The 26,678-nt window shown below is 66.5% G+C and carries 27 protein-coding genes, 1 pseudogene and 1 riboswitch; of the genes and pseudogenes, 6 read left to right on the top strand and 22 right to left on the bottom strand.

The features are described 5' to 3' along the window. Positions 1 to 19: 19 nt before the first annotated feature. Both D575_RS0109160 and D575_RS0109155 read right to left on the bottom strand, forming a co-directional pair. Entirely contained in the window at positions 20 to 2,017 is a 1,998-nt protein-coding gene (locus D575_RS0109160; RefSeq protein ID WP_018145619.1) for a 6-hydroxymethylpterin diphosphokinase MptE-like protein, read from the bottom strand. 62 nt (positions 2,018 to 2,079) lie between these two features. After that, entirely contained in the window at positions 2,080 to 2,706 is a 627-nt protein-coding gene (locus D575_RS0109155; protein ID WP_018145618.1) for a YIP1 family protein, read from the bottom strand. A 114-nt stretch (positions 2,707 to 2,820) separates the two neighbouring features. On the opposite strand from D575_RS0109155, the pseudogene D575_RS14550 reads away from it, so the two are divergent. Beyond that, a pseudogene (locus tag D575_RS14550) lies at positions 2,821 to 3,029 on the top strand (toxin-antitoxin system HicB family antitoxin). Between the two features lie 11 nt (positions 3,030 to 3,040). Here the strand turns inward: D575_RS14550 and D575_RS0109145 are convergent. From D575_RS0109145 to bluB, 8 genes are all read right to left on the bottom strand, one after another. Further along, positions 3,041 to 3,814 carry an adenosylcobinamide-GDP ribazoletransferase gene (locus D575_RS0109145; RefSeq protein ID WP_018145617.1) on the bottom strand — a complete coding sequence of 258 codons (774 nt, stop codon included), beginning with the start codon at positions 3,812 to 3,814 and terminating at the stop codon, positions 3,041 to 3,043. Positions 3,815 to 4,040: 226 nt separating this feature from the next. Continuing rightward, on the bottom strand, positions 4,041 to 4,607 hold the full coding sequence (locus D575_RS0109140; RefSeq protein ID WP_018145616.1) for a histidine phosphatase family protein: 567 nt from the start codon (positions 4,605 to 4,607) through the stop codon (positions 4,041 to 4,043). Continuing rightward, a complete protein-coding gene (cobT, locus tag D575_RS0109135; RefSeq protein ID WP_018145615.1) occupies positions 4,604 to 5,665 on the bottom strand; it encodes a nicotinate-nucleotide--dimethylbenzimidazole phosphoribosyltransferase in 1,062 nt (353 codons plus the stop codon). Before cobT ends, D575_RS0109140 begins: the two co-directional genes overlap by 4 nt. Positions 5,666 to 6,290: 625 nt before the next feature. Further along, positions 6,291 to 6,812: a bifunctional adenosylcobinamide kinase/adenosylcobinamide-phosphate guanylyltransferase gene (gene cobU, locus D575_RS0109125; protein WP_018145613.1), complete on the bottom strand. Its 522-nt coding sequence runs from the start codon at positions 6,810 to 6,812 to the stop codon at positions 6,291 to 6,293. Next, positions 6,809 to 8,293, bottom strand: a complete 1,485-nt coding sequence (locus D575_RS0109120) for a cobyric acid synthase (protein ID WP_018145612.1) — start codon at positions 8,291 to 8,293, stop codon at positions 6,809 to 6,811. The genes cobU and D575_RS0109120 overlap by 4 nt, the downstream gene beginning before the upstream one ends. Further along, the gene (cobD, locus tag D575_RS0109115; RefSeq protein WP_018145611.1) at positions 8,293 to 9,300 is read right to left on the bottom strand and encodes a threonine-phosphate decarboxylase CobD; all 1,008 of its coding nucleotides are present in this window, start codon (positions 9,298 to 9,300) and stop codon (positions 8,293 to 8,295) included. The genes D575_RS0109120 and cobD overlap by 1 nt, the downstream gene beginning before the upstream one ends. 10 nt (positions 9,301 to 9,310) lie before the next feature. Next, positions 9,311 to 10,213, bottom strand: a complete 903-nt coding sequence (cbiB, locus tag D575_RS0109110; RefSeq protein ID WP_018145610.1) for an adenosylcobinamide-phosphate synthase CbiB — start codon at positions 10,211 to 10,213, stop codon at positions 9,311 to 9,313. Then, positions 10,210 to 10,983: a 5,6-dimethylbenzimidazole synthase gene (bluB, locus tag D575_RS0109105; RefSeq protein WP_018145609.1), complete on the bottom strand. Its 774-nt coding sequence runs from the start codon at positions 10,981 to 10,983 to the stop codon at positions 10,210 to 10,212. The genes cbiB and bluB overlap by 4 nt, the downstream gene beginning before the upstream one ends. Before the next feature lie 92 nt (positions 10,984 to 11,075). After that, positions 11,076 to 11,340, bottom strand: a riboswitch (cobalamin riboswitch). A gap of 220 nt (positions 11,341 to 11,560) precedes the next feature. On the opposite strand from bluB, the gene D575_RS0109100 reads away from it, so the two are divergent. The 5 genes from D575_RS0109100 to D575_RS0109080 all read left to right on the top strand — a co-directional run bounded on the left by D575_RS0109100 (position 11,561) and on the right by D575_RS0109080 (position 15,679). Continuing rightward, on the top strand, positions 11,561 to 12,397 hold the full coding sequence (locus tag D575_RS0109100) for a cobalamin-binding protein (protein ID WP_018145608.1): 837 nt from the start codon (positions 11,561 to 11,563) through the stop codon (positions 12,395 to 12,397). Positions 12,398 to 12,536: 139 nt separating this feature from the next. Further along, on the top strand, positions 12,537 to 13,508 hold the full coding sequence (locus tag D575_RS0109095; RefSeq protein WP_018145607.1) for an iron ABC transporter permease: 972 nt from the start codon (positions 12,537 to 12,539) through the stop codon (positions 13,506 to 13,508). After that, positions 13,508 to 14,374 (top strand): ABC transporter ATP-binding protein, encoded by an 867-nt coding sequence (locus D575_RS0109090; RefSeq protein WP_018145606.1) that lies wholly within the window; start codon positions 13,508 to 13,510, stop codon positions 14,372 to 14,374. Before D575_RS0109095 ends, D575_RS0109090 begins: the two co-directional genes overlap by 1 nt. Positions 14,375 to 14,379: 5 nt before the next feature. After that, entirely contained in the window at positions 14,380 to 14,745 is a 366-nt protein-coding gene (locus D575_RS0109085) for a hypothetical protein (protein ID WP_018145605.1), read from the top strand. 85 nt (positions 14,746 to 14,830) lie between these two features. Beyond that, on the top strand, positions 14,831 to 15,679 hold the full coding sequence (locus D575_RS0109080; RefSeq protein ID WP_018145604.1) for a pirin family protein: 849 nt from the start codon (positions 14,831 to 14,833) through the stop codon (positions 15,677 to 15,679). Between the two features lie 498 nt (positions 15,680 to 16,177). On the opposite strand, the gene D575_RS0109075 is transcribed toward D575_RS0109080, so the two are convergent. The 12 genes from D575_RS0109075 to D575_RS0109020 form a co-directional block, all read right to left on the bottom strand. Then, the gene (locus tag D575_RS0109075; protein WP_018145603.1) at positions 16,178 to 16,573 is read right to left on the bottom strand and encodes a VOC family protein; all 396 of its coding nucleotides are present in this window, start codon (positions 16,571 to 16,573) and stop codon (positions 16,178 to 16,180) included. After that, positions 16,570 to 17,070 (bottom strand): 2-C-methyl-D-erythritol 2,4-cyclodiphosphate synthase, encoded by a 501-nt coding sequence (gene ispF / locus D575_RS0109070; protein ID WP_018145602.1) that lies wholly within the window; start codon positions 17,068 to 17,070, stop codon positions 16,570 to 16,572. The genes D575_RS0109075 and ispF overlap by 4 nt, the downstream gene beginning before the upstream one ends. Beyond that, positions 17,067 to 17,813, bottom strand: a complete 747-nt coding sequence (ispD, locus tag D575_RS0109065) for a 2-C-methyl-D-erythritol 4-phosphate cytidylyltransferase (protein ID WP_019571334.1) — start codon at positions 17,811 to 17,813, stop codon at positions 17,067 to 17,069. The genes ispF and ispD overlap by 4 nt, the downstream gene beginning before the upstream one ends. Continuing rightward, positions 17,806 to 18,213 carry a cell division protein FtsB gene (gene ftsB / locus D575_RS0109060; RefSeq protein WP_018145600.1) on the bottom strand — a complete coding sequence of 136 codons (408 nt, stop codon included), beginning with the start codon at positions 18,211 to 18,213 and terminating at the stop codon, positions 17,806 to 17,808. The genes ispD and ftsB overlap by 8 nt, the downstream gene beginning before the upstream one ends. 190 nt (positions 18,214 to 18,403) lie before the next feature. Further along, entirely contained in the window at positions 18,404 to 19,681 is a 1,278-nt protein-coding gene (eno, locus tag D575_RS0109055) for a phosphopyruvate hydratase (protein ID WP_018145599.1), read from the bottom strand. 66 nt (positions 19,682 to 19,747) lie between these two features. Then, positions 19,748 to 20,590 (bottom strand): 3-deoxy-8-phosphooctulonate synthase, encoded by an 843-nt coding sequence (gene kdsA, locus D575_RS0109050; RefSeq protein WP_018145598.1) that lies wholly within the window; start codon positions 20,588 to 20,590, stop codon positions 19,748 to 19,750. 61 nt (positions 20,591 to 20,651) lie between these two features. After that, a complete protein-coding gene (locus tag D575_RS0109045; protein ID WP_026182102.1) occupies positions 20,652 to 22,319 on the bottom strand; it encodes a CTP synthase in 1,668 nt (555 codons plus the stop codon). A 105-nt stretch (positions 22,320 to 22,424) separates the two neighbouring features. Then, on the bottom strand, positions 22,425 to 24,101 hold the full coding sequence (locus D575_RS0109040; protein WP_018145596.1) for a SpoIIE family protein phosphatase: 1,677 nt from the start codon (positions 24,099 to 24,101) through the stop codon (positions 22,425 to 22,427). Further along, positions 24,101 to 24,907: a GGDEF domain-containing protein gene (locus tag D575_RS0109035; RefSeq protein WP_018145595.1), complete on the bottom strand. Its 807-nt coding sequence runs from the start codon at positions 24,905 to 24,907 to the stop codon at positions 24,101 to 24,103. Before D575_RS0109035 ends, D575_RS0109040 begins: the two co-directional genes overlap by 1 nt. 59 nt (positions 24,908 to 24,966) lie before the next feature. Beyond that, positions 24,967 to 25,359, bottom strand: a complete 393-nt coding sequence (locus tag D575_RS0109030; protein WP_018145594.1) for a DUF1987 domain-containing protein — start codon at positions 25,357 to 25,359, stop codon at positions 24,967 to 24,969. Continuing rightward, positions 25,359 to 25,949 (bottom strand): SiaB family protein kinase, encoded by a 591-nt coding sequence (locus tag D575_RS0109025; RefSeq protein WP_018145593.1) that lies wholly within the window; start codon positions 25,947 to 25,949, stop codon positions 25,359 to 25,361. Before D575_RS0109025 ends, D575_RS0109030 begins: the two co-directional genes overlap by 1 nt. After that, complete coding sequence (locus D575_RS0109020) at positions 25,942 to 26,667, bottom strand: ABC transporter substrate-binding protein (protein ID WP_018145592.1); 726 nt, start codon at positions 26,665 to 26,667, stop codon at positions 25,942 to 25,944. Before D575_RS0109020 ends, D575_RS0109025 begins: the two co-directional genes overlap by 8 nt. Positions 26,668 to 26,678 lie beyond the last annotated feature (11 nt).

The raw sequence follows: 26,678 nt of genomic DNA, 5'->3' as shown, positions 1-26,678 counted from the left end.
TCCTGGCCATTAATTTTTTTCACGGATGGTCCAGGTTTGTCTCTTCCGCCCCATGGTCGCAACGCTCGCGCATGTACCGTTCCGCACTCTCCGGCCACTCTAACGATGTCGCCAGCTCAAGAAGTCGCCTCCGTCCCTCCCGGTACAGGTCGGCCTGCGCCGCGGCCGGCGCGCGCAACATCAGTTGATACCAGCGCAACAGGATGTGTCTCATGAGACTGGCGAATACTTCGAGACGACGGTCCTCCGGGTCCCTCCTCACTATGGGATCCGAGACATCACACCAGTACCGGTCCAGGCCCGCCACGAAGCTTACCCAGTCGAGCGATCCTGGGAGTTCCTGCAACGGTTTGCGCAGCCGATCGAGCAGTTCGCAAGGGCAGGTCGAGAACGGCCGGCACGGCACATCGCTCCCGAACCCTGCACAGATCTTTTCCAGGCATTCGGCGAGTCCGGCCACCGGTGGCAGCTCGATGTTTTCCGGGTAATCCGGGATTGCCCCCTCGATCAGCGCCCCATGCGAGAGATTGCGCACCGGGATATCAGTGTCGGCAATCGCGATCTCCGCGGATTGCCGCGCGTTGTTGAGATAGGGCGTGCTCACCCAGGCCCCTTCTTCGGACGCCGGATGATTGGTCTGCAGCAGCGGTGCTCCGGTGTCTTCCCCGGATTGGCGGAACCCATGCAGGGTCCCCGTTGCATGGCTTCGATCCTCCTTCGGAAAAGCGAAATCGAGCCCGGCAAGATACACCTCCGAGGCGCCGAAACGAAGCGCGGCAGCGAGCGCCAGGTTGCCGGAGGTCGGGCCGGTATGCCGCCACGTTAGAGGGAACGATGCAATATTCGGCGTGGCCGCCTCGGCAAACAACAGGGGCGTATCGAAGCGATCCAGCAGGCTCGAGGAGGCGTTGATCGACGCGATCAGCGGCACATCCGTATCCAATTCCAGTCGTTCAAGGGTGGTTTCGGGGTATTCGTAGTCTAGGGCGCACTGAAAATCCGGTCGAAGACCCGCGGCACGCAAAGCGCGAACCGCCGAGACCGCACAGACGATCACCATCCGGTCGCGGTACCGCTTGAGCCATTCGATGGCGTCGTCCAGCGAGGGCCCCGCCCCAATTACGGCCACCGGCACATCCCCAAGGCCCCGGCGGTCATCGCTCCAGATCGCCCGTTTACCCTGCAGATTCCGTACAGCGGAATCCATGCCGCGTAACTGACGGTCCATCGGGAGATAGGTGTTTTTGCGGAAGTGCAGACGTGCACGATCGGCAAACAAGGTGAATTCCGGAGCGTCGTAGCCCCGAAGCATTCGCACCCATACCTGGCTGGACAATGGGAAGGCTGCCGAAACAGTCCCCAGCACCCGGTCCGTATCGGCCTCGCCCACGAACAGGTACAGGTGGCCCAGGCGTTCGTGCAGCGCGGCGTAGTCGAGGAACAGGCAGGACAGCGCGAATCGTTCCGGATCGGGTTCCAGCAGCACCAGATCCTGTACCCGAGCCCGCGTCAGGTAATACTCAATGTGCAGGCCGGTGTTTAGGCCAAGAAAGAACACGAGCGGGGAGAACACCCGAGCCTTGTCCGACGCTGGTAGTACAAAACGTGTCTGCGCGCCCGTCTCCGTCATGTCCGGAACCAGCCCCTCCAACTGGTCCACCCAGTCCTGCACGATCCGCTGATGTTCCGTCTCGATGGTCTCGGAGATTCGGGTAGCGGAGAGCTGGTATTCCCACCAGCCGCCATGGTTGACCTCACCCAACTGGCTCGCGAACTCCGCCAGCTTCCCCGGCGGATGCAGCAACGTACCCGCCGTCTTGTCAGTCACCGCCACTAGAGCCCCGTCCGGCTCCACCTGAAAGCGGCCGATCCCAACGCGGGAAACGTATTGGGCCAGTTCGGGAAACTTCTTTTCCAGAAACGCCACGTTCCGCCGATGCTGCCGCTTGAGGATTTGCGCGCGCTTGTGCGGCTTGGCCGCCCGTAACTCCCTAACGATCTTGGGCTCCACAGCCATAAAACACGTCCCGTCTTTACGTGGCTGCTGATTGTACGTCACCAAACGCGGAGGGAGCCGTCTCAGATCAGCCAGGTGCTCCCTATACGGTGTTCGGGGGTGGCGCCGGGGATCAGGTCCATCAGGAGCCAGCCGAAGATCAGGGTGATGAAGGCGCCGCAGAAGATGGTGGCCACGAACAGGCCGATGCGGTTGCCCCGGCGCAGGCCGATGATCTCGCGCAGGGACCAGTAGAGCAGCCAGAGGGAATACAGGATCAGCAACAACGCGATGCCGTTGCCCCAGGGCCAGGGAAACGCCGCGACCACCTTGCCGACCCACACGGGCAGCAGCCCGACGGAAACCGCCAGCATCGCCCGGTCCGGGTGCGAGTAGCCCTCGAAAAGATCGGTCAGGTAGTGCGCGGACCAAACCATCCCCAGCACCCCGATGCTCATCGCCAGCGCACTGTAGACGCCAAAGGCCCAGGCGTCCGGCATGGCCTCCGGCGGCAGGCCGGTCGGGATCACCTGGTAAAGCCACTGACTGGCGATCACGCTCACCAATAACACCGGCAATGCCAGCCCCAGGAACGTCTGCCACCATGGGGGCGCGGGCTGGATTGCTCGCGCATCGCGCACGGCCCCTAGCGGGTTCACGAGCGCGCGCAGGGTCAGGCGGGCCGGATTGAATCTCACGAGAACGGTCATCGCCAAATTATGTGGCAATAACGTGACCATTCGATGACAGGTTTTGCTGACTTTGGGCTTGAATCATCTGGTCCTGAACGCGGAGACCCTGAATTGGCTCGATTGACGATCCGTTTGCCGGACGACAAGTACGAACGTCTGAAGGCGTTGGCACGCAAACGTGGGACCCGCGTGAACCGCCTTGTCGACGAGATGTCTATGCCGATGATTGCGGAACACGATGCGGGACCCGGTTCCGGGTGCGCGCCCAGCGTGGTCAGGGTCAGGAACAGGAAGGTCTGGCGCTCATGGACAAGGCGATGGGGAACACCTCGCCTCATTGAGCGGCAGCTCCCTAATGCAGGGCGAGCACTAGCGCCATGACGGTAATCGCCACCACCTCCACCAGTTCCAGGGCGGCGCCGGCGGTGTCGCCGGTGAAGCCGCCGAGCCAGCGACGCAGGAAGGCGGCGATGGCGAATACCGACGCCAGCGCAACGGCCAGGCCCAGGATCAGGCCCCAGAGGCCAGTGATCAGTGCCAGCAGAAGGATCAAGACGCCGGTGGCTACCAGCACCATCTGGGCGGGACTGCGTGGCAAGTGTGCGGCCATCTCGGCCCCCAGGCCCTGCTCCCGCACGTAGGGCACCAGCACAAACAGCCCGGTGAGTGCCGCGCGCCCCAGCACGATGGCGACCAGCAACGCGATCCAGGCACCCGTCTCCACCACGGTTACCAGGGCTGCGAACTTGATCAGCAGCACCAGGACCAGCGCTGCCACTGCCATCGGGCCACTGGCCGGGTCCTTCATGATGGCCTGGGCCCGCTCCGGGTCCTGATGGCTGCCGACCCACGCATCCACCGTGTCCGCCAGCCCGTCCAGGTGCAGCGCGCCGGTCAGGCCGACCCATAACGCGAGCACCAGCGCCGCGACCAGTAGCGGCGGCGCGCCGGGTATGGCCGCCAGCGCGATACCGACCAGTACCACGACCAGGCCCAGGATCAGGCCGACCAGCGGATAAGCCAGCACCGAACGCCCCAGGTCGGCCGGTTGCGGGTCGAGCGCGGGGGTTGGCAGGCGGGTGAGGAACTGGAGGGCCAGCCAGAGGGGTGTCAGCGCGGCGCTCATGCGGGTGCCCGGTCGGACTTTGGTGGGAGGTATTCGCGGCCAAGGGCGCTCCTACAATATGCGGGACGCACACCGCTGGTTCTCGGCATTCCTGTGGGAGCGGCCTTGGCCGCGAAGCCCCTGCTGCCCGCGTCTGACTTTGGCAGGGGCTTCGCGTGCAAGCACGCTCCCACAAGAGCCCTCACAAGATCACCCACAGGGGCTTTCCGCACCAAGGGCAGGAGATTCATGGATAGGGCTTCCATGGCTCGACAATATGCAGGGAGGCGAGCGGGACGTCGATGCCCAGCAGCTTCTCCAGCGGCCAGCCCTCGTGCAGGGCGCGGAGCAGGCGGATGACGCCGCCGTGGGCGATCACGAGCACCCGCTCGCCTTCCTCGGGCGCCAGGTCATTCCAGCCGGCGACAACGCGTTCGCGAAACTCCAGGAGCGACTCGCCTTTGGGGGGCGAGTGATTCACCGGGTCCTGCCAGAAACGGCCCAGTGCATCGGCGTCCGTCTCCATCAGCGCCGCCGCCGTGCGGCCTTCCCAGGCGCCGAAGTCGAGTTCGGCCAGGCGGTCGTCGACGGCGAGCGGTACACCGGCCTCTTCCGCAAACATTTGTGCTGGGGCGCGGCAACGCGTCAGCGGCGAGCAGACGATGCGATCCCAGGCGGTATCTCGCGCCAAAGCGTCGCGCATTGTGGCCCAGCCGGCCTCGGTCAGCGGGACATCGCTGCCCCGGCCACAGAATCCCTGGCCAGTGGTCTCGCCGTGGCGCAGCAGGCCGATCCGCGCGGGGCCGACGCTCAAGCGTCCTCTCCGCTGACTCCCGCCTCGGCGAAGGTGGCCATGCCCGAGTGCAACTCGCAGGCCAGGCGCAGCAGGGGCACGGCCGTGGCCGCCCCGCTCCCCTCGCCCAGGCGCATGCCAAGATCGAGCAGCGGCTCGGCCTCCAGCGCCGCCAACAGGCGCTGGTGACCCGGCTCCGCCGAGGTATGGGCATAGAAGAACCAGTCCGCTGTGCCCGGGCACAGGCGCTCGGCCACCAGCGCCGCCGAGGTGCTGATGAAGCCGTCCACCAGCACCGGCAGACCGATCTGCCCCGCGGCGATATACGCGCCGGCGAGCCCGGCAATCTCGAAGCCCCCCAGGCAGCGAAGGCTGCCGAGGGCGTCGCCCCGCACGGCCGCATGGGTGTGCAGGGCTTGTTCGATGACCTCGGCCTTGTGCCGCACCCCGTTCGCGTCCAGGCCCGTGCCGGGGCCGGCCAGATCGGCGGGCGGCAGATCCAGCAGGGAACAGGCCAGCGCGGCGGCGGCGGTCGTGTTGCCGATCCCCATCTCGCCGCCGACGAATATCTGGGCGCCGCTGCGCCGGGCGCGTTCCGCGCACTGGCGGCCGGCGTTCAGGGCGCGTTCCAGCTGCGCCGGCGTCATCGCCGGCTCGCGGGCCAGGTTGGCGGTGCCGGGGCCCAGGTTCAGTTGCTGCACACCGCTAACGGCGGGCGGCTCTGCGACCGTGCCCAGGTTGATCACCTCGATGGAGGCGCCCAGGTACCGCGCCAGCACCGAGATCGCCGCCCCACCCGTCGCGAAGTTCGCGACCATTTGTGCCGTCACGGCCTGCGGAAAGCGCGAGATGCCCTCCGCCACCACGCCGTGATCGCCGGCGAACACCGCGATGTGGACGTTCTCCAGCGCGGGCTTTTCCTGGCCCTGCATGCCGGCCAGGCGTTCGGCGATCGCCTCCAGTTGCCCGAGCGACCCGGGCGGCTTGGTCAGCTGGGCCTGCCGTTCGGCGGCGGCCTGGCGCGCGGCGGCGTCCAGGGTCGCCGGCGGCACCTGCAGCCAGTCACAGTCTTCGGTCACTTGTTCGTCCTCGTTTGTCTCTCGTGCACGCTCTGCCACTTTCCATCATCCCGACCCATGGCTCCTCGCCATCCCGGCCGTAAGCGCTTCCCTTGGCGTCATCCCGGGCGCAGCACACCCCCTGACGTCAGCCCGCCCTCCCACTACTGTCCGTCATCCCGGCCGCAGCGAAGCGGAGAGCCGGGATCTGCCACGCCAGGGATACCCCGACGTCTGCGCCATCCTCCCACGTCGTCATCCCGGATAACCGCTGCGCGGTTTCCGGGATGACGACGTTGGGGGGGACATCCGAACATGTGGACCAAGGCTCCTCGCCGCCCACCCAACTGTCATGCCGGCCTATTACTTCCCCGATCCCAGCCATCCATTGCCCGTCTTCGCCAACCACTTCCCGTCATCCCGGCCGCAGCGAAGCGGAGAGCCGGGATCTCCCCACGCCAGGGATACCCCCGACGTCCGTGCCACCTGCCAACGGTGGAGATCCCGGATAACTGCTGCGCAGTTTCCGGGATGACGAGGGTTAGGTGGCAGGGGTGACGGTTGGGGTCGGGATACTGCGGTGGTGCCGGCCTGCCGGCGTGCTTGTCTATGTGCCTGGCGGGCGGAATGCTTGTATGCCGGCCTGTCACAGCGGGTCTCCCTTCAGGACGTGCGGGAGGCCGGCGACGGTGAGGACGACGCGGTCCATTGTTGGGGCCAAGCGCTGGTGGAGCCAGCCGGCCTCGTCGGCAAAGCGGCGGGACAGTGCGTCCATGGGCGTGATCCCCATGCCGGTTTCGTTGGAGACGAACACCAACGTGCCCGGCAGGCGCGGAACCGTCTCGATCAGGGCCTCGCGCTCACGCTCGATCCGGCCCTCGTCATCGGTGCACAGTAGCTGGGTCAGCCACAGGGTCAGGCAGTCCACCAGCAGGCACTGCTCGGGTCCCGCGGCCTGCTCCAGCGACCGGGCCAAGCCCGTGCCCGCCTCGACGAGGCCCCAGTCTCCGGGCCGGTCGGCGCGATGGCGTTCGATCCGGCGCGCCATTTCGGCATCGTCCGCGCGCGCCGTCGCCACGTAGGTCACGGGCAGGCCGCTGGCCGCCGCCAGTTGTTCTGCCAGCCGGCTCTTGCCCGAGCGCACGCCACCCAGTACCAGGGTCTTCATGCGACTGGCTCCCTCGTCTCGGCTTGCAGAAGGGTCAGTATGTAATTCATATCCAGGTGTTCTTCCAGAGAATCGGCCAGGCGCTCCAGGCCGCGTTCCCGCGCCGTTGCCAGGTCTTCGCCGGTCTCCATCCCGCTGCGCATACCCGCCCAGTGCAGCAAGGCCTGGGCGGCGTCCGATGTATCGAACACGCCGTGGGCATAGGTGCCGGCCACCGCGTCATCCGCACTACGCGCGCCATCCGGGCCGTGTTCCAGGTGCAGTAGCGGCCGCTCCAGGCCCGGACCGGTCGTCACGCCCGCATGGATCTCGTAACCTTCTACGCCGGCTTCTCGGTCCAGTACGCGATCTCCGCGAACCCGCTCCAGGTGCTTCTCGGGTGCGAGCCGGGTCTCGATATCCAGCCAGCCCAGCCCCGGCGTGGAGCCCGACTGGCCCTCCACCCCATCGGGATCGTGCACGGCACGCCCCAGCATCTGGAAACCGCCGCAGATGCCCAGCATCTTTCCGCCATAGCGCGCATGCCGCTGCAACGCTTCTTCCCAGCCCTGTTCGCGCAACCAGGCGAGATCGGCGCGCACGGACTTCGAGCCCGGCAGGATGACCAGATCCGCCGGTTGCAGGGCTTCGCCTGGACCGACAAAGCGCAGGTCCACTGCCGGATGCAGGCGCAGCGGATCGAAATCCGTATGGTTGGAGATGCGCGGCAGTGCCGGCACGACCACCTTCAGCGCGTCCGCGGGCGTCGAAGGCATCGCCTCGCGCGGCAGGGCGTCCTCGGCATCCAGATAAAGCCCGTGCAGGTACGGAATCACGCCGAGCACCGGCTTGCCGGTCTCCTGTTCCAGCCAGTCCAGGCCGGGTTGCAGCAAACCGATATCGCCGCGAAAGCGGTTGATCACGAAGCCCTGCACCCGGGCGCGCTCCGTCTCGCTCAAAAGCGCCAGCGTGCCCACCAGGTGCGCGAACACCCCGCCCCGGTCGATATCCGCGACCAGGATCACCGGGCAGTCCACCGCCTCGGCAAAGCCCATGTTGGCAATGTCGCCGGCACGCAGGTTGATCTCCGCCGGCGATCCGGCGCCCTCCACGAGGACGTGGTCGTACTGTGCGGTCAGGCGGCCATGCGATGCCAGCACCGCCTCGCGCGCCACTGGCTTGTAGTCGTGGTAGGCCCGGGCATCCAGCTCCGCCGCCGGGCGGCCGTGGATGATCACCTGCGCGCCCTGGTCCGAACTGGGCTTGAGCAGTACCGGGTTCATGTCCGTATGCGGGTCCAGGCCACAGGCCGCGGCCTGCAGGGCCTGGGCGCGCCCGATCTCGCCACCATCGGCCGTGACCGCGCTGTTCAGCGCCATGTTCTGCGGCTTGAACGGCACCACCGACAGCCCCCGCCGATGCAGCACGCGCGCCAGCCCCGCGACCAGCACGCTCTTGCCAGCATCCGAGGTCGTGCCCTGCACCATCAGCGTCGTACCCATCAGGACGCCCCCAGCGCCTGTTCCAGGCGCTTCCATTCGTATTCCTGCCCCGGCAGGCCAAAACGAAGGCTGCCCGGCTCATCAAACCGCCGCACGAGGATGCCCTGCGCGCCCAGGTGATCCTGCCAGCCTGCGGGATCGTCCACGCGGCACCACTGAAACAGCGCGGTGCCGCCGGCGGGTTCCAGCCCCTGGTCGCGCAGCAAGTCCGCCAGGCGCTGACCACGTGCCTGGAGCATGCCGCGTGTCTCGGCCTGCCAGGCCCGGTCCGACAGCGCCTGGGTGGCGATCCAGCGGGACGGTCCGGCAAGACCCCACGGGCCCATCCGGGCGGCCAGTCGCGTGCGCAGCGTGTCCTCCGCGATGACAAATCCCACGCGCGCCCCGGCCAGGCCAAAGAACTTGCCCAGCGAGCGCAGTACCACCAGACCCTCGCGCGGCGCGTCCGTCGCCAGGCTCGCCTCGGGTGTCACGTCCATGAACGCCTCGTCCACGATCAGCCAGCCGCCGCGCGCGGCCAGGGTCGCATGCCACGCCAGCAGGTCCGCGCGGTCAAACCGCTGTCCGGTCGGGTTATTGGGGTTGACCAGCACCAGCACGTCCAGGCCGGGCAATGCGGCCTCAATCGAATCCCCACCCAGCGGGACGACGTCATGCCCGGCCCCGTGCCAGGCCCGGGCGTGTTCGTTGTAGCTGGGCTCGAGGATGCCCACGCGCGAAGGGCCTTCCCGTAGCGCGGGCAGCAGCTGGATCGCGGCCTGGGAACCGGGCACCGGCAGCAGCGCCCCGGTCCCGTAATAGGCGGCGGCTGCGGCCTCCAGGCCGTCGTCCGGTTCCGGCAGGCGCGCCCAGACCCCTGGCGGCAGCTCGCCCGCGGGGTAGCCATGCGGGTTGATGCCCGTGGAGAGATCCAGCCAGTCGGCCTCGGGGATCCGGTAGCGCGCGGCCGCCTGGCGGATACCGCCCCCGTGCACCTGGATCAGTGCCTGCGGCTCCGGCGTCTGCATCGATTGGGCCTCAGAACAGGACAACGACAATCACCCCGGCCACAATGAAGGCCATCCAGATGGCCAGCGCACGATCCAGCAGCGTAATCGCCTGGCGAATGCCCGCCGCGTCCGGCATGCGGCCCATCCCCAGACGGGGTCGCCACTCGCGCTGCCCGCCATAGGGCGCCGCTCCGCCCAGGACCACGCCCAGCGCACCCGCCCCTGCGGCCATCACCGGCCCCGCATTCGGGCTCTTCCAGCCGGCGGCCTGCTCGCGCCAGCACTGCAGCGCGTCCCGGCCACGACCGGCCAGGGCATAGCCCAGTGCCGTCAGGCGGGCGGGGATCAGGTTCATGGCATCGTCCAGGCGCGCGGCGGCCCAGCCAAACGAGCGAAACCGGTCATTGCGATAGCCCCACATCGCATCCAGCGTGTTCACTAGGCGATAGGCCACCACGCCCGGCGCGCCAGCCACCAGGAACCAGAAGATCGTGGCGAACAGTGCGTCGTTGCCGTTTTCCAGCACCGACTCGATGGTCGCGCCACTCACCCCACGCTCGTCCAGGGCCGCCGTGTCGCGACTGACCAGCATGCCGACGCCGGTGCGCGCCCCAGACAGGTCATCCTTTTCCAGGGCCTCGGCCACCACCTCCGCATGCTCGTCCAGGCTGCGCCAGCCAATCGCCAGCGTCAGGATCGCCAGCGTCAGAAGCCAGCCCCAGGCCAACGAGGTGCCCAGTGCGGCCAGCACCACCCAGGGCAGGACCAGCGCCGCGAGAAGGAGCGCTCCGCGTACACGACTCGGCGCATGCCAGCGGGATTCGGCCCAGGCCGCGAGCTGGCCGAATCCGGCGAGCGGATGGAACCGCCGTGGGTCGCCAAACAGTCGGTCCAGGATCAGGGCTCCGATCAGGATCAGAAAGGTACTCATGTGTTGCCACCCCCGGATGGCCCATCCGGACGCGCGGCGGATTCCCGCACAACCGTGGGCAAGGCCAGCTCGCACGGCGCACCCCAGCGATCCTGGAACACCAGGTCTTCCAAGGGGCGGCGGGTGTCCCAGCCCGCCGTTTCCAGCATCGGCCGGTCATAGAAGCGCTCGACATGCCCGAGGCACAGCACGGCAATGGGGTACCCGCCCTCGGGCATCTCCAGCCGGTTGGCCAGCCAGTCCGGATCGAACAGGGAGACCCAGCCCATGCCCAGGCCCTCGGCGCGGGCGGCCAGCCACAGGTTCTGGATCGCACACGCGGCCGAACAGAGGTCCATCTCGGGGAGGGTCCTCCGGCCGAGCACGTAGCGCTCGCGGCCATCGGTCAGGGCCACGACCAGCAACTCGCCCGCCTCGCGGATGCCCTCCAGCTTCAAGCGATGCACGTCGGCCGCGCGCTCGCCACAGGCCTCGGCGGTGCGCGCCTGTTCCTCCGCCGCGTGGGCGTGGAGCGCCTCGCGCACCGCTGGGTCGGTAATGCGCAGGAAGCGCCAGGGCTGCATATAGCCCACGCTCGGCGCGCGATGCGCCGCCTCGAGCAGCCGCCGCAACACCGCTGGATCGACCGGGTCCGGCCGAAAATGGCGCATATCCCGGCGTTCCGCGATCACGCGATAGACGGCCGCAAGCTCATCTTGGGCAAACCCCGAACCCCCGGCATCAGCGCCCGGGCAGGAAGGGTTCTCATTGGCGGGCAACTCGGACTGCATCGGCTTACCGTCAGGGGGACACGACGCGGATGCAGAGGGATCGGGGTGTGGCCACAGGGGCCCGCACCTACCGACCCTCGCCCACCGCGCGGTCGCAGAAACATCGTCCAGGCCGGTCTCCGGGCTCGCGAGGCCCCGGCAACCCGGGGCGGCAAGTCGCCTTCCCGGGCCGCGTTCGGCCCAGTGGCTTTCGACTTGTCGAGGTCCGAGCGGCCTGCGGAAGCACCCCTCGAACCCACTCGCTTACCGTCGCGGGGGCAGCGTCGGAATGGGGCTGCGGAGGATCTCGCGCCTGCACCGACTTCCCGTTTAACCCGCGCGATCAGTCGCCCGGGCACCTGGTAGCAAGGCGCCAATCATACGCGGCAAGCCCACTGCCGACCAATTGACGCTCCGAGGCGCCCCAGGCTTGCTGCTATGATGCCCCGCTAGTCCAGCGCCAGGTGGCGGCTCCCCAGCCGGCTCGAAGGCGCTTGAACAACCAATCCAATGCGACTGTAAAATCATGCAATTTTGGACTTCCCGAACTCCACTTCTCGCTTGCCTCCTGGGCCTGCTCTCAACCCCGCTGATCGCAATGGCGGACTCAATCACGGTCACCGACGACGATGACCGCGAGGTCCATCTGGAGCAGCCTGCCGAGCGCATCGTCAGCCTGGCGCCGCACATCACCGAGGTGCTGTTTGCCGTGGGTGCGGGGGACCGCATCGTGGGCGCAACGCAGTACAGCGATTATCCGCCCGAGGCGGAGGCCATCCCGCGGATTGGCGGCTACAGCCGGATTGACCTGGAACGGGTACTGGAAAGGGACCCCGATCTGGTGATCGCGTGGAAGAGCGGCAACTCCGCCTCCCAGGTCGAACGCCTGCGCGAACTGGGACTGCCGGTGTACGTATCGGAACCACGCAGCTTCGAGGGTGTGGCCTCGAGCATGCGGCGCATGGCCACGCTCGCCGGCACGCATGACCAGGGCGACGCCGCGGCAGAGGACTTCCTGGGCCGAATGGACGCGCTCCGCGCCACGTACGGTGACCGGGACCCGATTCGCGTGTTCTATCAGGTGTGGGAGCAACCGTTGATGACGGTCAATGACGACCACCTGATCGCCGAGGCCATCGCCGTGTGTGGCGGCGTGAACGTGTTCGGCGATCTCGACCGCCTGGTGCCACGCATTGGGCGCGAAGCCGTACTGGATGCCGACCCCGAGGTCATCATCGGCGGCGGCATGGGCGAGGACCGTCCCGACTGGGTGGTCGCCTGGGGCCAATGGGAGGACCTGACCGCGGTCCAGCGCGACAATCTGTTCTTCATTCCCCCTTCGCTCCTGCAACGCCATACCGGACGCATCGCGGAAGGCACGGCCCTGATGTGCGAAGAACTCGAACGCGCCCGCGCCCGCCGTTCCGCCCCATGACCATGACGGTCCGCCTCGCAGTCTCCCGGAAAGGATATCGCGGGACACCAATGAAGGAGCGTGGTACGTGCGCTGAAGGCAGCGCTCCCGCCGTTCCGGCAACCTACCGCTTCGTCCGCCTGGAGCGGAGGGCTACCGCTTGACCCGTTCGTTCCTCCTGGCCCTGGGCGTGCTGTTGCCCGCGTCTGTGCTCTCCGTTCTGGTGGCACTGGCCTACGGCAGCGTGCAGATTCCGTTCCCTGACCTCCTGAGTGTCTTCTTCGGCGAGGCCTCGCGACTGCACAGCACCCTGGTACTGGATCTGCGCCTGCCGCGCGCGCTGGCCGCGTTCGCCGCCGGCGGGTTGCTGGGCCTGGCCGGAGCGCTGATGCAGGTTCTGCTACGCAATCCACTGGCCGATCCCTACGTGCTGGGGCTCTCTGGCGGTGCCTCGGTGGGCGCCTTGCTGGCGATGCTCGCGGGGCTGTCCATGTTCTCGGTCTCGGCCGCGGCCTTCGTGGGCGCCCTGCTGTCCACCATTCTGGTGTTCGGCCTGGCCCACGGCACGGGCAGCTGGACCCCGACCCGCCTGCTGCTGACCGGTGTCGTGGTGGCCGCCGGCTGGGGCGCGATGATCAGTTTCATCCTCGCGGTCAGCCCCACTGCGGAGCTCCCGGGCATGCTGTACTGGCTAATGGGCGACGTCTCCCATGCCCGCAACCCCTACCCGGCCTGGGGCGTACTCGTGGTCGTCGCGCTGCTCGCCCTGCCATTTGGCCGCACCCTGAACGTCCTGGCGCGCGGGCCCATGCAGGCCGCGGCCCTCGGAGTGGCCGTACGCCCGGTGGAATGGACGATCTATGTGGTGGCGGCCCTGATCACCGCGACCGCAGTCACCCAGGTCGGCGCGGTTGGCTTTGTCGGGCTGATCGTGCCACACATGCTGCGTCTGATCTTTGGCAACGACCAGCGCGTGATCCTCCCGGCCTCGGCCCTGGGCGGGGGCATCCTCCTCACCCTGGCCGACACCCTGGCCCGGACGATCATTGCCCCGGAACAATTGCCGGTGGGCGTCATCACCGCGATGCTGGGTGTCCCGGTGTTCCTGTTCCTGCTCTACCGGAGCCGCTGATGCCGCGTACGCCTTCCCCCGCCCCCGCAGCGACCCAGCCACACGACACGCTGGGCCTGGGCGCGCGCAGCGTCCACCAGGAACCGGGGCCCAAGACCCTGCTCGCCACGCATGAGCTCGTCATCGACGTGCCCGAGCGGCCGCCCGGATCGCCGTTGGACCTGACGGTGGATCCGGGCCAGTGCTGGGGCATCCTGGGGCCGAATGGGGCCGGCAAGAGCACCCTCCTGCAGACCCTCGCCGGCCTGCGGGCCGCGCGTGCCGGAACCATCAAGGTCAAGGGACAATCCATTGCGACCCTCGCCCGCGCGGAACTGGCCCGTCGCCTGGGCCTGGTCTTCCAGACCCACCACGACGGCTTTCCCGCCACGGTGCTGGAGACGGCCCTGATCGGACGCCACCCGTATCTGCGGCCCTGGGATATCGAATCTTCCGAGGACTACGCCCGCGCCCGGGCGGCACTCGCGGCGATGGATCTCGCCGACCTCGAGGACCGCATGGTGGACACCTTGTCCGGCGGGGAACGCCAGCGCCTGGCAATCGCGACCGTGCTGACGCAGGACCCCAGCCTGCTCCTGCTGGACGAACCCACCAGCCAGCTGGACCTGCATCATCAGGTGGCCGTGCTCAACCGCGTGCAGTCCATCGTCGGTCAGGAAGACCGAGGCGCGGTGTTGGTCCTGCACGACGTCAACCTCGCGGCGCGCTACTGCGATCACTTGCTACTGCTATTCCCTGACGGACAGGCGTGCTGGGGCCCCACGGCCACCATGCTGGTGCCCAGCGCACTGGAGCGCCTGTACAACCAACGCCTGAGCGTGGGCGAGGTGGACGGCCTGCCCGTCTTCCTGCCGCGCAACGAGTAGTCCCCATGGAATTCTTCCGCACCCTGCATTCCGATCTGGATGCCGAAAGCCTGCAACGAAGCCTCACCGTGCCCGCATTACCCGACGCCAGCGGCGCGATCGATACGCTGATCGCCGACGAGGGCCCGGATGCCGGCGTCGTGTACTGCCTGTGGGGCGAGTTTCGCGTCCATCGGGAAGTCATCAACGGTGGCGTTCGCTTTTCCCTTCCGGAATGCCCGAATGGCCTCGCCTGGACGTTGACCACGGGTCATCCGCCCGCCGCCCACGCCGTCATCCTGCACCTGACCATCAATCGCCAGGAACACGATCCCGATTTCATCGAAAGCCTGGAGATGTTCGCCGATTCCTGGGAGCTTTCGGCCACCTGACAGAACGCCCCATGACGGGAAACGATGCAATTTTCTTTTCGTTTCATGGTCGGTATGGTGCAGATCTGTTGCGAAGGAGAACGCCATGAACCCGACACCGCCGGACAGCGTGAAGACCTCTCATCCCACCCAGGACGGGGCCGGGGTGAAGATTCGGCGCATCCATGATTTTAGTGGCGGGCTGGATCCCTTCCTGATGCTGGACGAACTGAACGCCAGCGCCCAGGAGGACTACATCGGCGGCTTCCCCTCGCACCCGCACCGCGGTTTCGAGACGCTGACCTACCTGGTCCATGGCGGGCTCACCCACGAGGACTCCATGGGCAACCAGGGCCGCGTCGAGGCCGGCGAGGCCCAGTGGATGAGTGCCGGGCGTGGCGTAATCCACTCCGAGATGCCGCTTTTGGACGCGGACGGCCTGCACGGCTTCCAGCTTTGGGTAAACCTGCCCGCCGCGCGCAAGATGGACCCGCCGCGCTACCGCGACGTACGCGCCGACGCGATGCGTCACCTGCCGGAAGACGACGATTCGCTGCGCTTCAAGGCCATTGCCGGCTCCTGGCAGACCAGCGCCGGGGACACCGAAGGCGCGCTGCCGCAGATCGGCGAAGGCGCCGCCATGGCCGACCTCACACTACCGGCCGGCTATCGCCTGTCGCTTGCGGTGCAACTGGAGGATCGTGTGCTGGCCTACGTGTTCGACGGCGAGCTGACCGGCCTCGGCACGGGCCAACTGGGCGTCTGGCACGGCCACACCCAGATCCACCTGATCGCGCAGCAGGATGCCCGGGTACTGCTGTTCAAGGGGCGGCCGCTGGGCGAACCGATCGCCCACTACGGCCCGTTCGTGATGAACACCTCCGACGAGATCGAACAGGCCATCAGCGACTACCAGTCCGGCCAGCTCGCCGCCGAACCGGCCAGCATGGACTGAGCTCGAGCCGGCCCAGCATCCCGCAAGTTCCTCGCGCGAATCCCCCTCTCCGTCATCCCGGAAACCGCGCAGCGGTTAGCCGGGATCTCACCGCGTGGACCAAGACCTGCTGCCTGGCACCCGCGCCGGAGATCCCGGCTCTTCGCTCCGCTGCGGCCGGGATGACGCCGAGGAAGATCACCCGACCGGTGATACTTGCATCCCCCGCCACCTACCGCTTTCGTCATCCCGGGAACCGCGCAGCGGTTATCCGGGATCTCACTGCGTGGAACGAGCCCCGACCCGCTGTCTCGCACCCATGCAGAAAACCACGGCTCTTCGGTTCGTTACGGCTGCGGTGAAGGGGCTTTGGGAGCCAAGGTCGTTATGGATGGCGTCGCGGGCCACCCAGCTAGGCTTGGGGCTGGATCCGGTGATCCCACGATCCGTTCCGTGGAGAAGGATGGCCCCGCAACGGGTGCAGGGTCGCTTGTTCGTGACCGGCCCCCGGGTCCGGGATCAGACGCCTTCCTCGATCAGCTCGATGGCGTTGCCATCGGGATCGCGAACGAATGCGGCCGGGCGTCCGGAACGACTGCGCTCCACGGTAATCCCCGCCCCTTCAAGACGCGCTGCCAGCACCTCCAGGCCACGGACGCGCAACGCCAGATGACGGTCCTGACCGCAGCGCACGCCGCGCTCGGTCGGATCGGGGTTCGGCACCTGCAACAGATGCAGAGCCTGTCCGCTCCCCAGGTCATACCACAGACCGGGAAAGTCGAGATCCGGGCGTTCCAGTGGCACCAGGCCGAGCTGCTCCCCGTAAAAGGTCGCCGCCACCCGTGTGTCCGCAATCACCAGGCTTGCGTGATGCAGACGCAGGATGCCGGGTTCTACCCGCTTCGCCGAAGTCATACCCGCATCACCCCCGAAGCCGGTTCGAGCAACACAATGGCCTGGGCCGCCACCCCTTCCTTGCGCCCAGCAAAACCGAGGTGCTCGGTAGTCGTCGCCTTCACGCTGACATCGGCGATTGTCAGTGCCGTATCGGCTGCCAGGTTCTCACGCATCGCGCGCACATGCGGTGCAAGCTTGGGCGCCTGCGCGATCACCGTGGTGTCGATGTTGACCGGGCGCCAGCCGGCCCCGGCCACTCGTTCGAGCGTCTCCCGCAGCAGGACGCGGCTGTCCGCCCCTCGAAACGCCGGATCGGTATCCGGAAAGTGCAGGCCAATATCCCCCAGCGCCGCCGCGCCCAGCAGGGCGTCACACACCGCGTGGATCAGCACGTCCCCATCCGAGTGGGCGACGAATCCACGCTCGAACGGGATGCGAACGCCACCGAGTACCAAGTGGTCGCCTTCGCCGAAGGCGTGTACGTCGAAGCCCTGGCCAATCCGCAAGCCGCTCATGCGCGAAACCCGCCTTCCAGGCGTCCCTGCTGCATCAGATACAGGCGAGCGAGCTCAAGGTCTTCGCTGCGGGTGATCTTGATGTTCATCGGGGAGCCCTCGATCAGTCGGGGTGCCTGGCCCAGGAACTCGATGGCGCTGGCCTCGTCCGTCACCGGATGCCCCTCGGCACGCGCCTGCGCGTTGGCCGTTCGGAGCATGCCCAGCCGGAACATCTGCGGGGTCAGGGCCCGCCAGACCCGTTCGCGATCCAGCGTCCGTTCGACCTTCCCGGCACCATCGCTCCACTTGATGGTATCGGTGCTGGGACTGGCGAGCAGCCCCCCCACCGGATCGTCACGCAACTCGTGCAGCAGCCGGTCCACATCCGCTAGCGGCAGACAGGGTCGTGCCGCGTCATGCACCAGTACCCAGTCGTCCTCGTGCGCCCGTTCGGCAAGGAAATCGAGCCCGTTCTGGACCGAATCCGCGCGCTCCGCCCCTCCGGCCGCACGGAACAGCCGCCCGCCGGCCAGCGGCAGGTCCAGGGCATCCGGGTCGACGTCTGGACCGAGTACCAGAACCACCCCGCGAATCCGCGGGTGTTCGAGAAAGATCGACAGGGTGTGGGACAGGATTGTGTGCGATCCGAGTGTCAGGTACTGCTTCGGACGGTTGGATCCCATGCGCCGACCGATGCCAGCCGCAGGGATCAACGCCCAGAACGCTGGCTCCCGAGTCGGCACGTGTTCCGCGTCAGCCATCAAAGGGGTCCTCGGGTGGCAGGGTGTCGGTGGCGGGCTCCGCATCCTCCGGGACTTGCGCGTCCGGGCCCGGATCGGTCTCTCCAGCCGGGCCCGGTAGCGGCTCGACCTGCAGCCTCGTGGGCTCGTCCTCGCCCACCACGAAGAAGAAGATCTCGTCCTCGCGGATCATCCCCAGATCGCGACGCGCGCGCTCCTCGACCGCCGCGGTACCGCCGCGCAAATCGCGCACCTCGGCCTCCAGGGCCTGGTTGCGTTGTTCCAGCTCGGCATTTGCGGCTTGCTGTTGCGCGACCTGCTCGCGCAGATCGCGCACATCGCGCCAACTCCCCTCGCCCAGCCACAGGGGCCATTGCAGGGCCAGCAGCACGAGGGCCAGACCGATCAACAGGCCGCGCATCACCCGCACTCCGTATGGTTGAACAGAGAAAGCCCTCGCCCGCGCAGCGCGACAGACGCGACAACGTGGAGACGAGGGCTTTCGCAAGTGGCCGGCATGCCCGGCATTCTACGAGCCCCGGACGACCGGGGACAGGAACCGCGCCGCAGGCTGAGGACTGCGTGGTGACCAAGGCCGTCCCGGGTCTCGATCAGCGCCCGAAGGTGAACGCCGACATGCCCGGATAGGTCGCCCGCGAACCCAGGTGTTCCTCGATCCGGATCAGCTGGTTGTATTTGGCGACCCGATCGGAACGCGACAGCGAACCGGTCTTGATCTGGCCGGCGCGCGTGGCCACGGCCAGGTCTGCGATGGTCACGTCTTCGGTCTCGCCCGAGCGATGCGAGATCACTGCAGTGTAATTGGCCTTGCGCGCCATCTCGATGGCTTCCAGCGTCTCGGTCACGGTGCCGATCTGGTTGAGCTTGATCAGGATGGAATTCGCAACGCCCTTGTCGATGCCTTCCTGCAGGATCTGGGTATTGGTCACGAACAGGTCGTCACCCACCAGCTGCACGCGATTGCCCAGGCGCTCGGTCAGCGTCTTCCAGCCGTCCCAGTCATCTTCGGCCATCCCGTCCTCGATGGTCAGGATCGGGTACTGGTCTACCCAGTGGGCGAGATACTCGGAAAACTCGTCGGCAGAGAAGGCCTTGCCTTCGGAATCGAGGTGATAGCGCCCATCACGGTAGAACTCGGAGCTGGCGCAGTCGAGGCCGATCCAGATGTCCTCGCCCGCCTTGAAGCCGGCGTTGTGAACCGCTTCCAGGATCACCTCGATCGCGGCGGAGTTGGACGGCAGGTCCGGCGCAAAACCGCCCTCGTCGCCCACCGCCGTCGCCAGCCCGCGCTTGGACAGCACCTTTTTCAGCGCGTGGAAGACCTCGGCGCCGTAGCGCACGGCCTCGCGTACCGAATCCGCCCCCACTGGCAGGATCATGAACTCCTGCATGTCCACGCTATTATCGGCGTGGGCGCCACCATTGATGATGTTCATCATCGGCACCGGCAGCAGCGTGGCGTCGTCGCCGCCCAGGGTCTCGAACAGTGGCTGTTCGCGATCCGCGGCCAGAGCATGCGAAGTGGCCATGGAGACGGCCAACAGGGCATTGGCACCCAGGCGTGCCTTGTTGTCGGTCCCGTCCAGTTCCAGCATGCGGCGATCGACCGCGGTCTGGTCCAGCTCCATACCTCGCAGGGCGTCGCGGATCTCGCCGTTCACGTGGCTGACGGCCTTCAGCACGCCCTTGCCGCCGTAACGCTTTTCGTCGTCGCGCAGTTCCAGGGCCTCGCGGGCGCCTGTGGAGGCACCGGAGGGCACCGCCGCGCGCCCCATGGCGCCGGAATCCAGGACAACATCGGCCTCGACCGTCGGGTTGCCCCGAGAATCGATGATCTCGCGGGCGTGAATCTCCGCAATCTTGGACATGCTCTCTCCTTGAAAATACCCGCCCGGACGGGCCCGTCCGGGACGTTTTATCGATTCTTTCGGTCGTTAACCGAGACCGTACTCCGCCTCTGCAAACGGCTGCGCCTTGGCGGCGGCGTCCAGCGCCTTGAGCGTCTGCAGCAGCGCGGCCATCTTCGGCAGCGGCCAGGCGTTGGGACCGTCGGACAGGGCCTTCTCGGGGTCCGGATGGGTCTCCATGAACAGGCCGGATACGCCAGCGGCCACCGCCGCCCGTGCCAGCACCGGCACGAATTCGCGCTGCCCACCGGAGCAGGCGCCCTGCCCGCCCGGCTGCTGCACCGAATGGGTCGCATCGAAGACGACCGGGCAGCCGGTCTGACGCATCTGGGCCAGGCCGCGCATATCGGAGATCAGGGTGTTGTAGCCAAACGAGACCCCGCGCTCGCAAACCATGATCTGATCGTTACCGACCTCGCGGGCCTTATCCACGACATTGCCCATATCCCAGGGTGCGAGGAACTGGCCCTTCTTGATGTTCACCGGCCGGCCCTGGCGCGCAACGTTCTGGATGAAGTTGGTCTGCCGACAAAGGAAGGCCGGGGTCTGCAGCACATCAACAACACTGGCGACTTCGTCCAGCGCGGTGTCCTCGTGAACATCCGTCAGGATCGGCACACCGATCTCCGACTTCACTTTGTCCAGGATGCGCAGGCCCTCTTCCATGCCCAGCCCGCGGAAGCTCTTCGTCGACGACCGGTTGGCCTTGTCGAACGAGGACTTGTAGATGAACGGAATGCCGAGATCGTCCGCCATCGTTTTCAGCGCGCCGGCCGTCTCCAGGGCCATGGCCTCGGATTCGATGACGCAGGGGCCGGCAATCAGAAAAAAGGGCCGATCAAGGCCGACTTCAAAACCGCAAAGCTGCATGCTCTGTCCTGTCTGGAGGCCACCACCCTCCGGGTGCGGCCACAAAAAAGTGAACGGGCGCCTATTCCGTCAGCGCCGTGGTGGTTTCCGGTTCGCGGGCATCCTGGTAATCCCGGGCGGCACACACAAACGCGGTGAACAGCGGGTGGCCATCCCTTGGGGTCGAGGTAAATTCCGGGTGGAACTGGCAGCCCACAAACCACGGATGGTCGGCCAGCTCCACGGCCTCTACCAGTTCGCCGGATTCCGAGACCCCGGAGAGTCGAAGACCTGCGGCCTCCAGGCGTTCACGATAGGCGTTGTTGAATTCGAAGCGATGACGATGGCGTTCTCCCACCTCTTCGCGACCATAGGCCTCGGCAATGCGTGACCCCGGGGTCAGGCGCGCGCTCTGGGCGCCGAGACGCATAGTGCCACCGAGGTCACTGTCGGCATCGCGCTGTTCGATGCGGCCTTCCTTGTCCTGCCACTCGGTAATCAGCGCGATGACGGGATGCGGCGTGTCGGGGGCGAACTCGGTGCTGTGCGCACCTTCCAGCCCGACCACATCGCGCGCAAACTCGATGACCGCCACTTGCATGCCCAGGCAGATTCCAAGATAGGGCACATGGTTCTCGCGGGCGTAGCGCACCGCGGCAATCTTGCCCTCCACGCCGCGTTCGCCGAAGCCACCCGGAACGAGGATGGCGTCCAGGCCCTCGAGTTCGCGCGCGGCCTCGTTCTCGGCCCCTTCCAGCTTTTCCGAATCGAGATAACGAATCCGGACCCGGGTACCCGCCTGGATGCCCGCGTGGGTCAGGGCTTCGTTCACCGACTTGTACGACTCGGTCAGATCGACGTACTTGCCGATCATGCCGACCGTCACCTCGGACTCCGGGAACTCCATGGCATTGACCACGTGCTTCCAGTCCGAAAGGTCGGCTTGCGGGACCTCGATATGGAGTTTGCGCAGCACGATCTCGTCGAGCTTCTGCGAATGCAGCCACAGCGGGATCTTGTAGATATTGTCTACGTCCACTGCAGAGATGACCGCCTTCTCCTCGACGTTGGTGAACAGCGCGATCTTGCGCCGTTCACCCTCGGGGATCGCCTGCGTGGAGCGGCACAGCAGGATATCCGGCTGGATACCGATGGAGCGCAGTTCCTTGACCGAGTGCTGGGTCGGTTTGGTCTTGATCTCGCCGGCGGCCTCGATATACGGCACCAGCGTCAGATGCATGAACAGGGCGTTGTCATGCCCCAGCTCCACGCCCATCTGACGGATCGCCTCGAGAAACGGCAGGGATTCGATGTCACCGACCGTACCGCCGATCTCGATCAGGGCGATGTCGGCATCGCCGGCCCCCTCGTGGATCGAGCGCTTGATCTCGTCGGTGATGTGCGGGATGACCTGCACCGTGCCGCCGAGATAATCCCCGCGACGCTCCTTGCGGATCACGTTCTCGTAGATCTGCCCGGCGGTGAAATTGTTGCGCCGCGAGGTGCGAATGCGCACGAAGCGCTCGTAGTGCCCGAGATCCAGGTCCGTTTCGGCGCCGTCATCGGTGACGAACACCTCGCCATGCTGAAACGGGCTCATGGTGCCCGGATCCACGTTGATGTACGGATCCAGCTTGAGCAGCGTCACCTTGAGGCCACGCGCCTCCAGGATCGCCCCCAGCGAGGCGGATGCAATACCTTTGCCCAGAGACGAGACCACGCCTCCGGTAATGAAAACAAAACGCGTCATGCGGGAAACCTGGCTGGGAGCTGACAAGCACCCTGCCCCGGTTCGCACACGCAATCCGGGGCAGGCGGAAAACCCCTGAGAGAGTACCAGAGCACCCGCCCCCGCTCAATCGGAAGGTGGGGGCAGTGCCTCGTTTCCGGCCCGAGATGACAACGGCCGGAAGGCCACCAGGGTCATATCGTCACGCCGCGGCTCGCCGTCGCGATAATCTTCCAGCACCCGCACCACGGCATCGATCTTGGCCGACAGATCGCGGCCACTCTTGTCCGTCAGCACCTGGCGCAACCGCCGCCGACCAAACAATCGCGGCGGCTCTCCGCCGACATGATCGTGCACGCCATCGGTGATCAGGAAGAATTCCGTGCCCGGCTCCACGTCGACCTCGTGGTCCACGGGCTGGGCCGGTTCCAGGCTGCGGTAGCCAAGGCCGCCGCGTACGCCCCGGATCTCCTCGACCTCGCCGCCGCGGTCGATCATCAACGGCAGCCCGACCCCGGCAAAGGCCAGCTTGCGGTCCTCCGGTCGATACACGCAGACCGCGGCCTCCAGCCCGTCGTCCGAGTCGGAGTCATAGCCATCCTGACGCAGCCGCGAGCGTACCAGTCGATCCATCTCGCGCAGGATGGCCGAGGGCTCCAGCAAGCGGTGTTCGTGCAGGATGCGATCCAGCGCCGAGGCCACTACCAGGGTGATGAAGGCACCCGGTACACCGTGGCCGGTGCAGTCCGCCACCACCAGGATGCTGTGTCCGTCGATGGCCTCGACCCAGAAGTAGTCGCCACCCACCAGGTGCAGAGGCTCCCAGTAGATCTGCACCTCGTCCATGTGACCATCGAGGGCATGCTTGTCCGGCAGCATGGCGGTCTGGATGCGGCGGGCATAGCGGATGCTCTCCACCACCAGGCGATTACTGCGTTCAAGCTCACGGTTGGCCTCGTCCACCTTGGCCAGTGCCCGTTCCGTCTCGGATTTCTCGGCCTCCAACTGCCGGGTGCGGTCCTCGACGCGCCGCTCGAGGTCCGCATTCAGGGCCTTGAGCTCGCCCCGGGCCCCGTCGCGCGCGTCCAGCCCCGCCTGAAAGGCCCGCAGCAAACGATCCAGCGAACGCCCCAGCGCCCCCAGCTCATCGTTTTCGTGATGGCCCAGGCGCGGCCTCGGCCAGTGCGCGGGCTGCTCAGGGTCGGTGTCCGCCACCGCACGTGAAATCTTCAACATCGGACGGAGCATAAGCAGATAGAACAGTACAACCACCACCAGAGAGACGATCACCGCCTGGGTCACACTGGTCACGACCCCGGTCTGCAGCCGGTTGACGAAGGCCCGCCCCAGCACGCCGGGGTCCAATTCCACGCGCAGGACGCCCACGCCCTGGATATTTCCGCGGGTATCAGGGTGGCGCAGCTCGCGCTCATGGGTTTGCAGATCACCGAAGAGCCAGTGCGCCCACTCACCACCGGTCTGGGTGCGCTCCTGGGCATCTTCCGCAAGGATGTTGCCAAAATCGTCGAGGATCTCGACCCGCCGGATCTCGTCGAAAACCAGCAGGCCCTGGACCAGGGAATCGGCCTGGGCAGCGCTCAACTGGAAGGCCGCCTCGGCGGCGGGTGGTTCGACCAGGCGTTGCAGACGGTCGATCTGTTCCCCGGTCTCGGCACGGAAGGCATGCCAGTCCGAGGCAATGACATAGGCGCTGCTGAGAAGGCTCAGCGCCAGCGCCGCCAGCAGCGTGGCGACGGCCAGCTTGGCGACAAGGCTACGATTCCGGCGGGTGCCGCCCGCCATCACCCGCGTTCGCCGTGCATTTGCACGATGACACGGTTGCGTCCCTCGTTCTTGGCCCGGTAGAGCAGGTCATCGGCCAGGGCCACCAGCTCGCCGGCATCCGGCCACGGGTTCGTGGTGATGACCAGGCCAATGGAAACCGCCAGCGCGAGCGGTTCGTCCTTCCAGTGCAGCGATGCATTCTCCACCGACGAACGAATGCGCTCGGCCAGCGCGACTGCCTCTTCGGAATCCAGATCCGCCGCCACTACCAGGAATTCTTCCCCGCCCATGCGCCCAGCGTACTGTTCCGCCCCCAGCTCGCCCCGCAGGATGTCGGCAAAGCTCTCGAGGGCGAAATCGCCGGCGGCATGGCCGTGGGTGTCGTTCAGCGCCTTGAAGTCGTCGAGATCCAGCATCATCACGGTGAGCGAACGCGATTCCTCGCCGACGCTATCCGCCATGCCCTCCACGCAGTCAATCACCCGGCGACGCGAGAACAGGCCGGTAAGGGCATCCTCCAGCGCCAGGCGCTCCAGCTCGGCTGTCAGGCGCTCGCGCTCGCGCACCTCGTCGGACAATGCATTGTTGAGCTGTGCCAGGTGCTCCGCCTGCTCGCGCAACTGGCGGTTGGCCTCCTGCAGATCCGCCTGCATGCGGTCGCTCATGCGCATCATGCGACGCTGCGCCCGATAGCTCTCGGAATAGGCCTTGGCGAGCACCTTCACGCCATCGCCTACCGCATCCAGCGCCTCGAGCATCTGCTCGGAGCGCTGCATGACGGACTTTTCCTGCTCGAACAGGGAGAAGTCCGCGAGCCTCTCCATTTCCTGGCCCTCCCGTGGCCGGGTAGCAGGATTCATCGGGTCCTCTCGGGAGGGGGCCTTCATGTCAGCGGACACATTCGGAAGTCAGCGTGTTCGAAATCCTCGGAGAAGTCCTCGCCGAACTCCTCCATGGTTTCGTCGTCATCGTGGTAACACCAGTTGATCCGCACCTTCAGACCCGACTCGGCGCCCTCTTCCAGGATCTGGAACATGTTCATCAAGGCCTTCGCAGTCGAACTGTTGAAGTAGATCATTTCCACGGTGAACTCCACCTCGTCGCTGGCCCGGTCCTCGATCGCCTGCCGCAACCCCTGAGTCAGCGGGCCGTAGAAGTTCGCGGCATCTTCCGGATACGACTCGCCGGACAGCCGGTACTGCCCCGCCACGAAATCGAAAACGACAGCCGGGGTCCGGTCGGTTGCCGCGTGTTCAATGGTCTCGACGACTGCCATCAGATATAGGCCTTCAGGACAAAATAGGATTGCGCATCGGAGAGATGCTGAAAGTCGAACTGGATTGGCTCGCTTGCCCGGCGTGCGATCTCGATCAGGCCGATGCTGCCGCCCTTGCTGCCTTCGTCCGGTGGTTCCCGCAGCTTTTCCTTGTAAAAGCGGCGCAACTCATCGCTGTCCATGCCCGCGAGCTCACGCAGGCGCACGGCCAGGGTGTCGGCATCCTTGCGCCCGATCACGTTGCCGCAAATGACGAAGAAGCGGCCGTTTTCCGACCCGACGGTAATCATCCCGGAGCTCAGCTCGACGGGGGGCTCCGCGTCGTGCTCGATACGCTCCGCTGAATAGCGAATCACGTTCTGCACCTGTTCCACGAATACCGAAAAGACGCGGTTCACGGTCTTCGTATCGGTGGACTCCAGTCGGATTTTCTGCCGCAGTGCATCCCCCAGGGCCTTCAGGATGCCCTCGGAAATGTAGCCAGTGAACGAAAAGATGATGCCGCGCCGCGTCATGTTGCGCTGAAAGCCCAGCACCTCCTCGGCGATCAGGGCCGACGATTCCGTCCGGGCCTCGGCTGCGTCAGTCATTGCGCTCTCCATTGCTGTCCAGGACATCCTGCACGATGGCCGCATAGCGCCCGTCCGCGCGCATCGCATCCAGTTCCTCCTGCATGCGATCCAGCGGGGCTCGCGCGGTTTCCGGGTGGCAGGCCAGGGACATCACGGTATCGTTGAACGCGAACAGGGACCGGAGTTCACCGATACCCTCCTGGCGGGCAAACCACGGGGCCAGATGTTCACCGCTGACCCATACATCGATCCGGTTGGCCGCAAGCTTGCGCGCATTCAGCCGGTCATTCGGTGCGGTATCCACGGGGATGCCCCGGCCCTCAACGAAGAGCGCCACGGCATCGTCTCGATAGCCCCCGACGCGGTAGCGTTCCAGATCCTCCAGAGACTGCGCATCCACCTCGGCACCTTCAAGCACGAACGCATGCCACTGGTTTTCCACGAGAGGACCGACCCAGGTGAACAGATCTTCGCGTTCGGAGGTGCGCGTGGTGGAAAAGACGCAGGTACCAGGGTCCGACTGAGCCTCGGCGTAGGCCCGACTCCACGGCAGCAGGCGGATCTCGGCGTCCACTTGGGCGACATCCAGCAGGGCATCCATCACCCGGATGGAGATCCCGTCCAGCTCGCCCGTTTCGGTCTCGAAATTGAACGGGGGGTAGCTCTCGGTCGTGAGCATCAGCGAGTCCGCGGCCAGAGGCGCGGCCAGCAACATCCCGGCCGCCAGCACCCCCATGCCCGTACGTC

Source organism: Thioalkalivibrio sp. AKL6 (genome assembly GCF_000376905.1).
Classification (GTDB): domain Bacteria; phylum Pseudomonadota; class Gammaproteobacteria; order Ectothiorhodospirales; family Ectothiorhodospiraceae; genus Thioalkalivibrio; species Thioalkalivibrio versutus.
This window is presented reverse-complemented; position numbering and strand designations above follow the sequence as displayed.

Bases quoted from the DNA above. Each gene is read 5' to 3' on its own strand.
- D575_RS0109160 (WP_018145619.1), bottom strand. From the start codon at position 2,017: ATGGCTGTGGAGCCCAAGATCGTTAGGGAGTTACGGGCGGCCAAGCCG.
- D575_RS0109155 (WP_018145618.1), bottom strand. From the start codon at position 2,706: ATGACCGTTCTCGTGAGATTCAATCCGGCCCGCCTGACCCTGCGCGCG.
- D575_RS0109145 (WP_018145617.1), bottom strand. From the start codon at position 3,814: ATGAGCGCCGCGCTGACACCCCTCTGGCTGGCCCTCCAGTTCCTCACC.
- cobU (WP_018145613.1), bottom strand. From the start codon at position 6,812: ATGAAGACCCTGGTACTGGGTGGCGTGCGCTCGGGCAAGAGCCGGCTG.
- D575_RS0109120 (WP_018145612.1), bottom strand. From the start codon at position 8,293: ATGGGTACGACGCTGATGGTGCAGGGCACGACCTCGGATGCTGGCAAG.
- cobD (WP_018145611.1), bottom strand. From the start codon at position 9,300: ATGCAGACGCCGGAGCCGCAGGCACTGATCCAGGTGCACGGGGGCGGT.
- cbiB (WP_018145610.1), bottom strand. From the start codon at position 10,213: ATGAGTACCTTTCTGATCCTGATCGGAGCCCTGATCCTGGACCGACTG.
- bluB (WP_018145609.1), bottom strand. From the start codon at position 10,983: ATGCAGTCCGAGTTGCCCGCCAATGAGAACCCTTCCTGCCCGGGCGCT.
- D575_RS0109100 (WP_018145608.1), top strand. From the start codon at position 11,561: ATGGCGGACTCAATCACGGTCACCGACGACGATGACCGCGAGGTCCAT.
- D575_RS0109090 (WP_018145606.1), top strand. From the start codon at position 13,508: ATGCCGCGTACGCCTTCCCCCGCCCCCGCAGCGACCCAGCCACACGAC.
- D575_RS0109085 (WP_018145605.1), top strand. From the start codon at position 14,380: ATGGAATTCTTCCGCACCCTGCATTCCGATCTGGATGCCGAAAGCCTG.
- D575_RS0109080 (WP_018145604.1), top strand. From the start codon at position 14,831: ATGAACCCGACACCGCCGGACAGCGTGAAGACCTCTCATCCCACCCAG.
- D575_RS0109075 (WP_018145603.1), bottom strand. From the start codon at position 16,573: ATGACTTCGGCGAAGCGGGTAGAACCCGGCATCCTGCGTCTGCATCAC.
- ispF (WP_018145602.1), bottom strand. From the start codon at position 17,070: ATGAGCGGCTTGCGGATTGGCCAGGGCTTCGACGTACACGCCTTCGGC.
- ispD (WP_019571334.1), bottom strand. From the start codon at position 17,813: ATGGCTGACGCGGAACACGTGCCGACTCGGGAGCCAGCGTTCTGGGCG.
- ftsB (WP_018145600.1), bottom strand. From the start codon at position 18,213: ATGCGCGGCCTGTTGATCGGTCTGGCCCTCGTGCTGCTGGCCCTGCAA.
- eno (WP_018145599.1), bottom strand. From the start codon at position 19,681: ATGTCCAAGATTGCGGAGATTCACGCCCGCGAGATCATCGATTCTCGG.
- kdsA (WP_018145598.1), bottom strand. From the start codon at position 20,590: ATGCAGCTTTGCGGTTTTGAAGTCGGCCTTGATCGGCCCTTTTTTCTG.
- D575_RS0109045 (WP_026182102.1), bottom strand. From the start codon at position 22,319: ATGACGCGTTTTGTTTTCATTACCGGAGGCGTGGTCTCGTCTCTGGGC.
- D575_RS0109040 (WP_018145596.1), bottom strand. From the start codon at position 24,101: ATGGCGGGCGGCACCCGCCGGAATCGTAGCCTTGTCGCCAAGCTGGCC.
- D575_RS0109035 (WP_018145595.1), bottom strand. From the start codon at position 24,907: ATGGAGAGGCTCGCGGACTTCTCCCTGTTCGAGCAGGAAAAGTCCGTC.
- D575_RS0109030 (WP_018145594.1), bottom strand. From the start codon at position 25,359: ATGGCAGTCGTCGAGACCATTGAACACGCGGCAACCGACCGGACCCCG.
- D575_RS0109025 (WP_018145593.1), bottom strand. From the start codon at position 25,949: ATGACTGACGCAGCCGAGGCCCGGACGGAATCGTCGGCCCTGATCGCC.
- D575_RS0109020 (WP_018145592.1), bottom strand. From the start codon at position 26,667: ATGGGGGTGCTGGCGGCCGGGATGTTGCTGGCCGCGCCTCTGGCCGCG.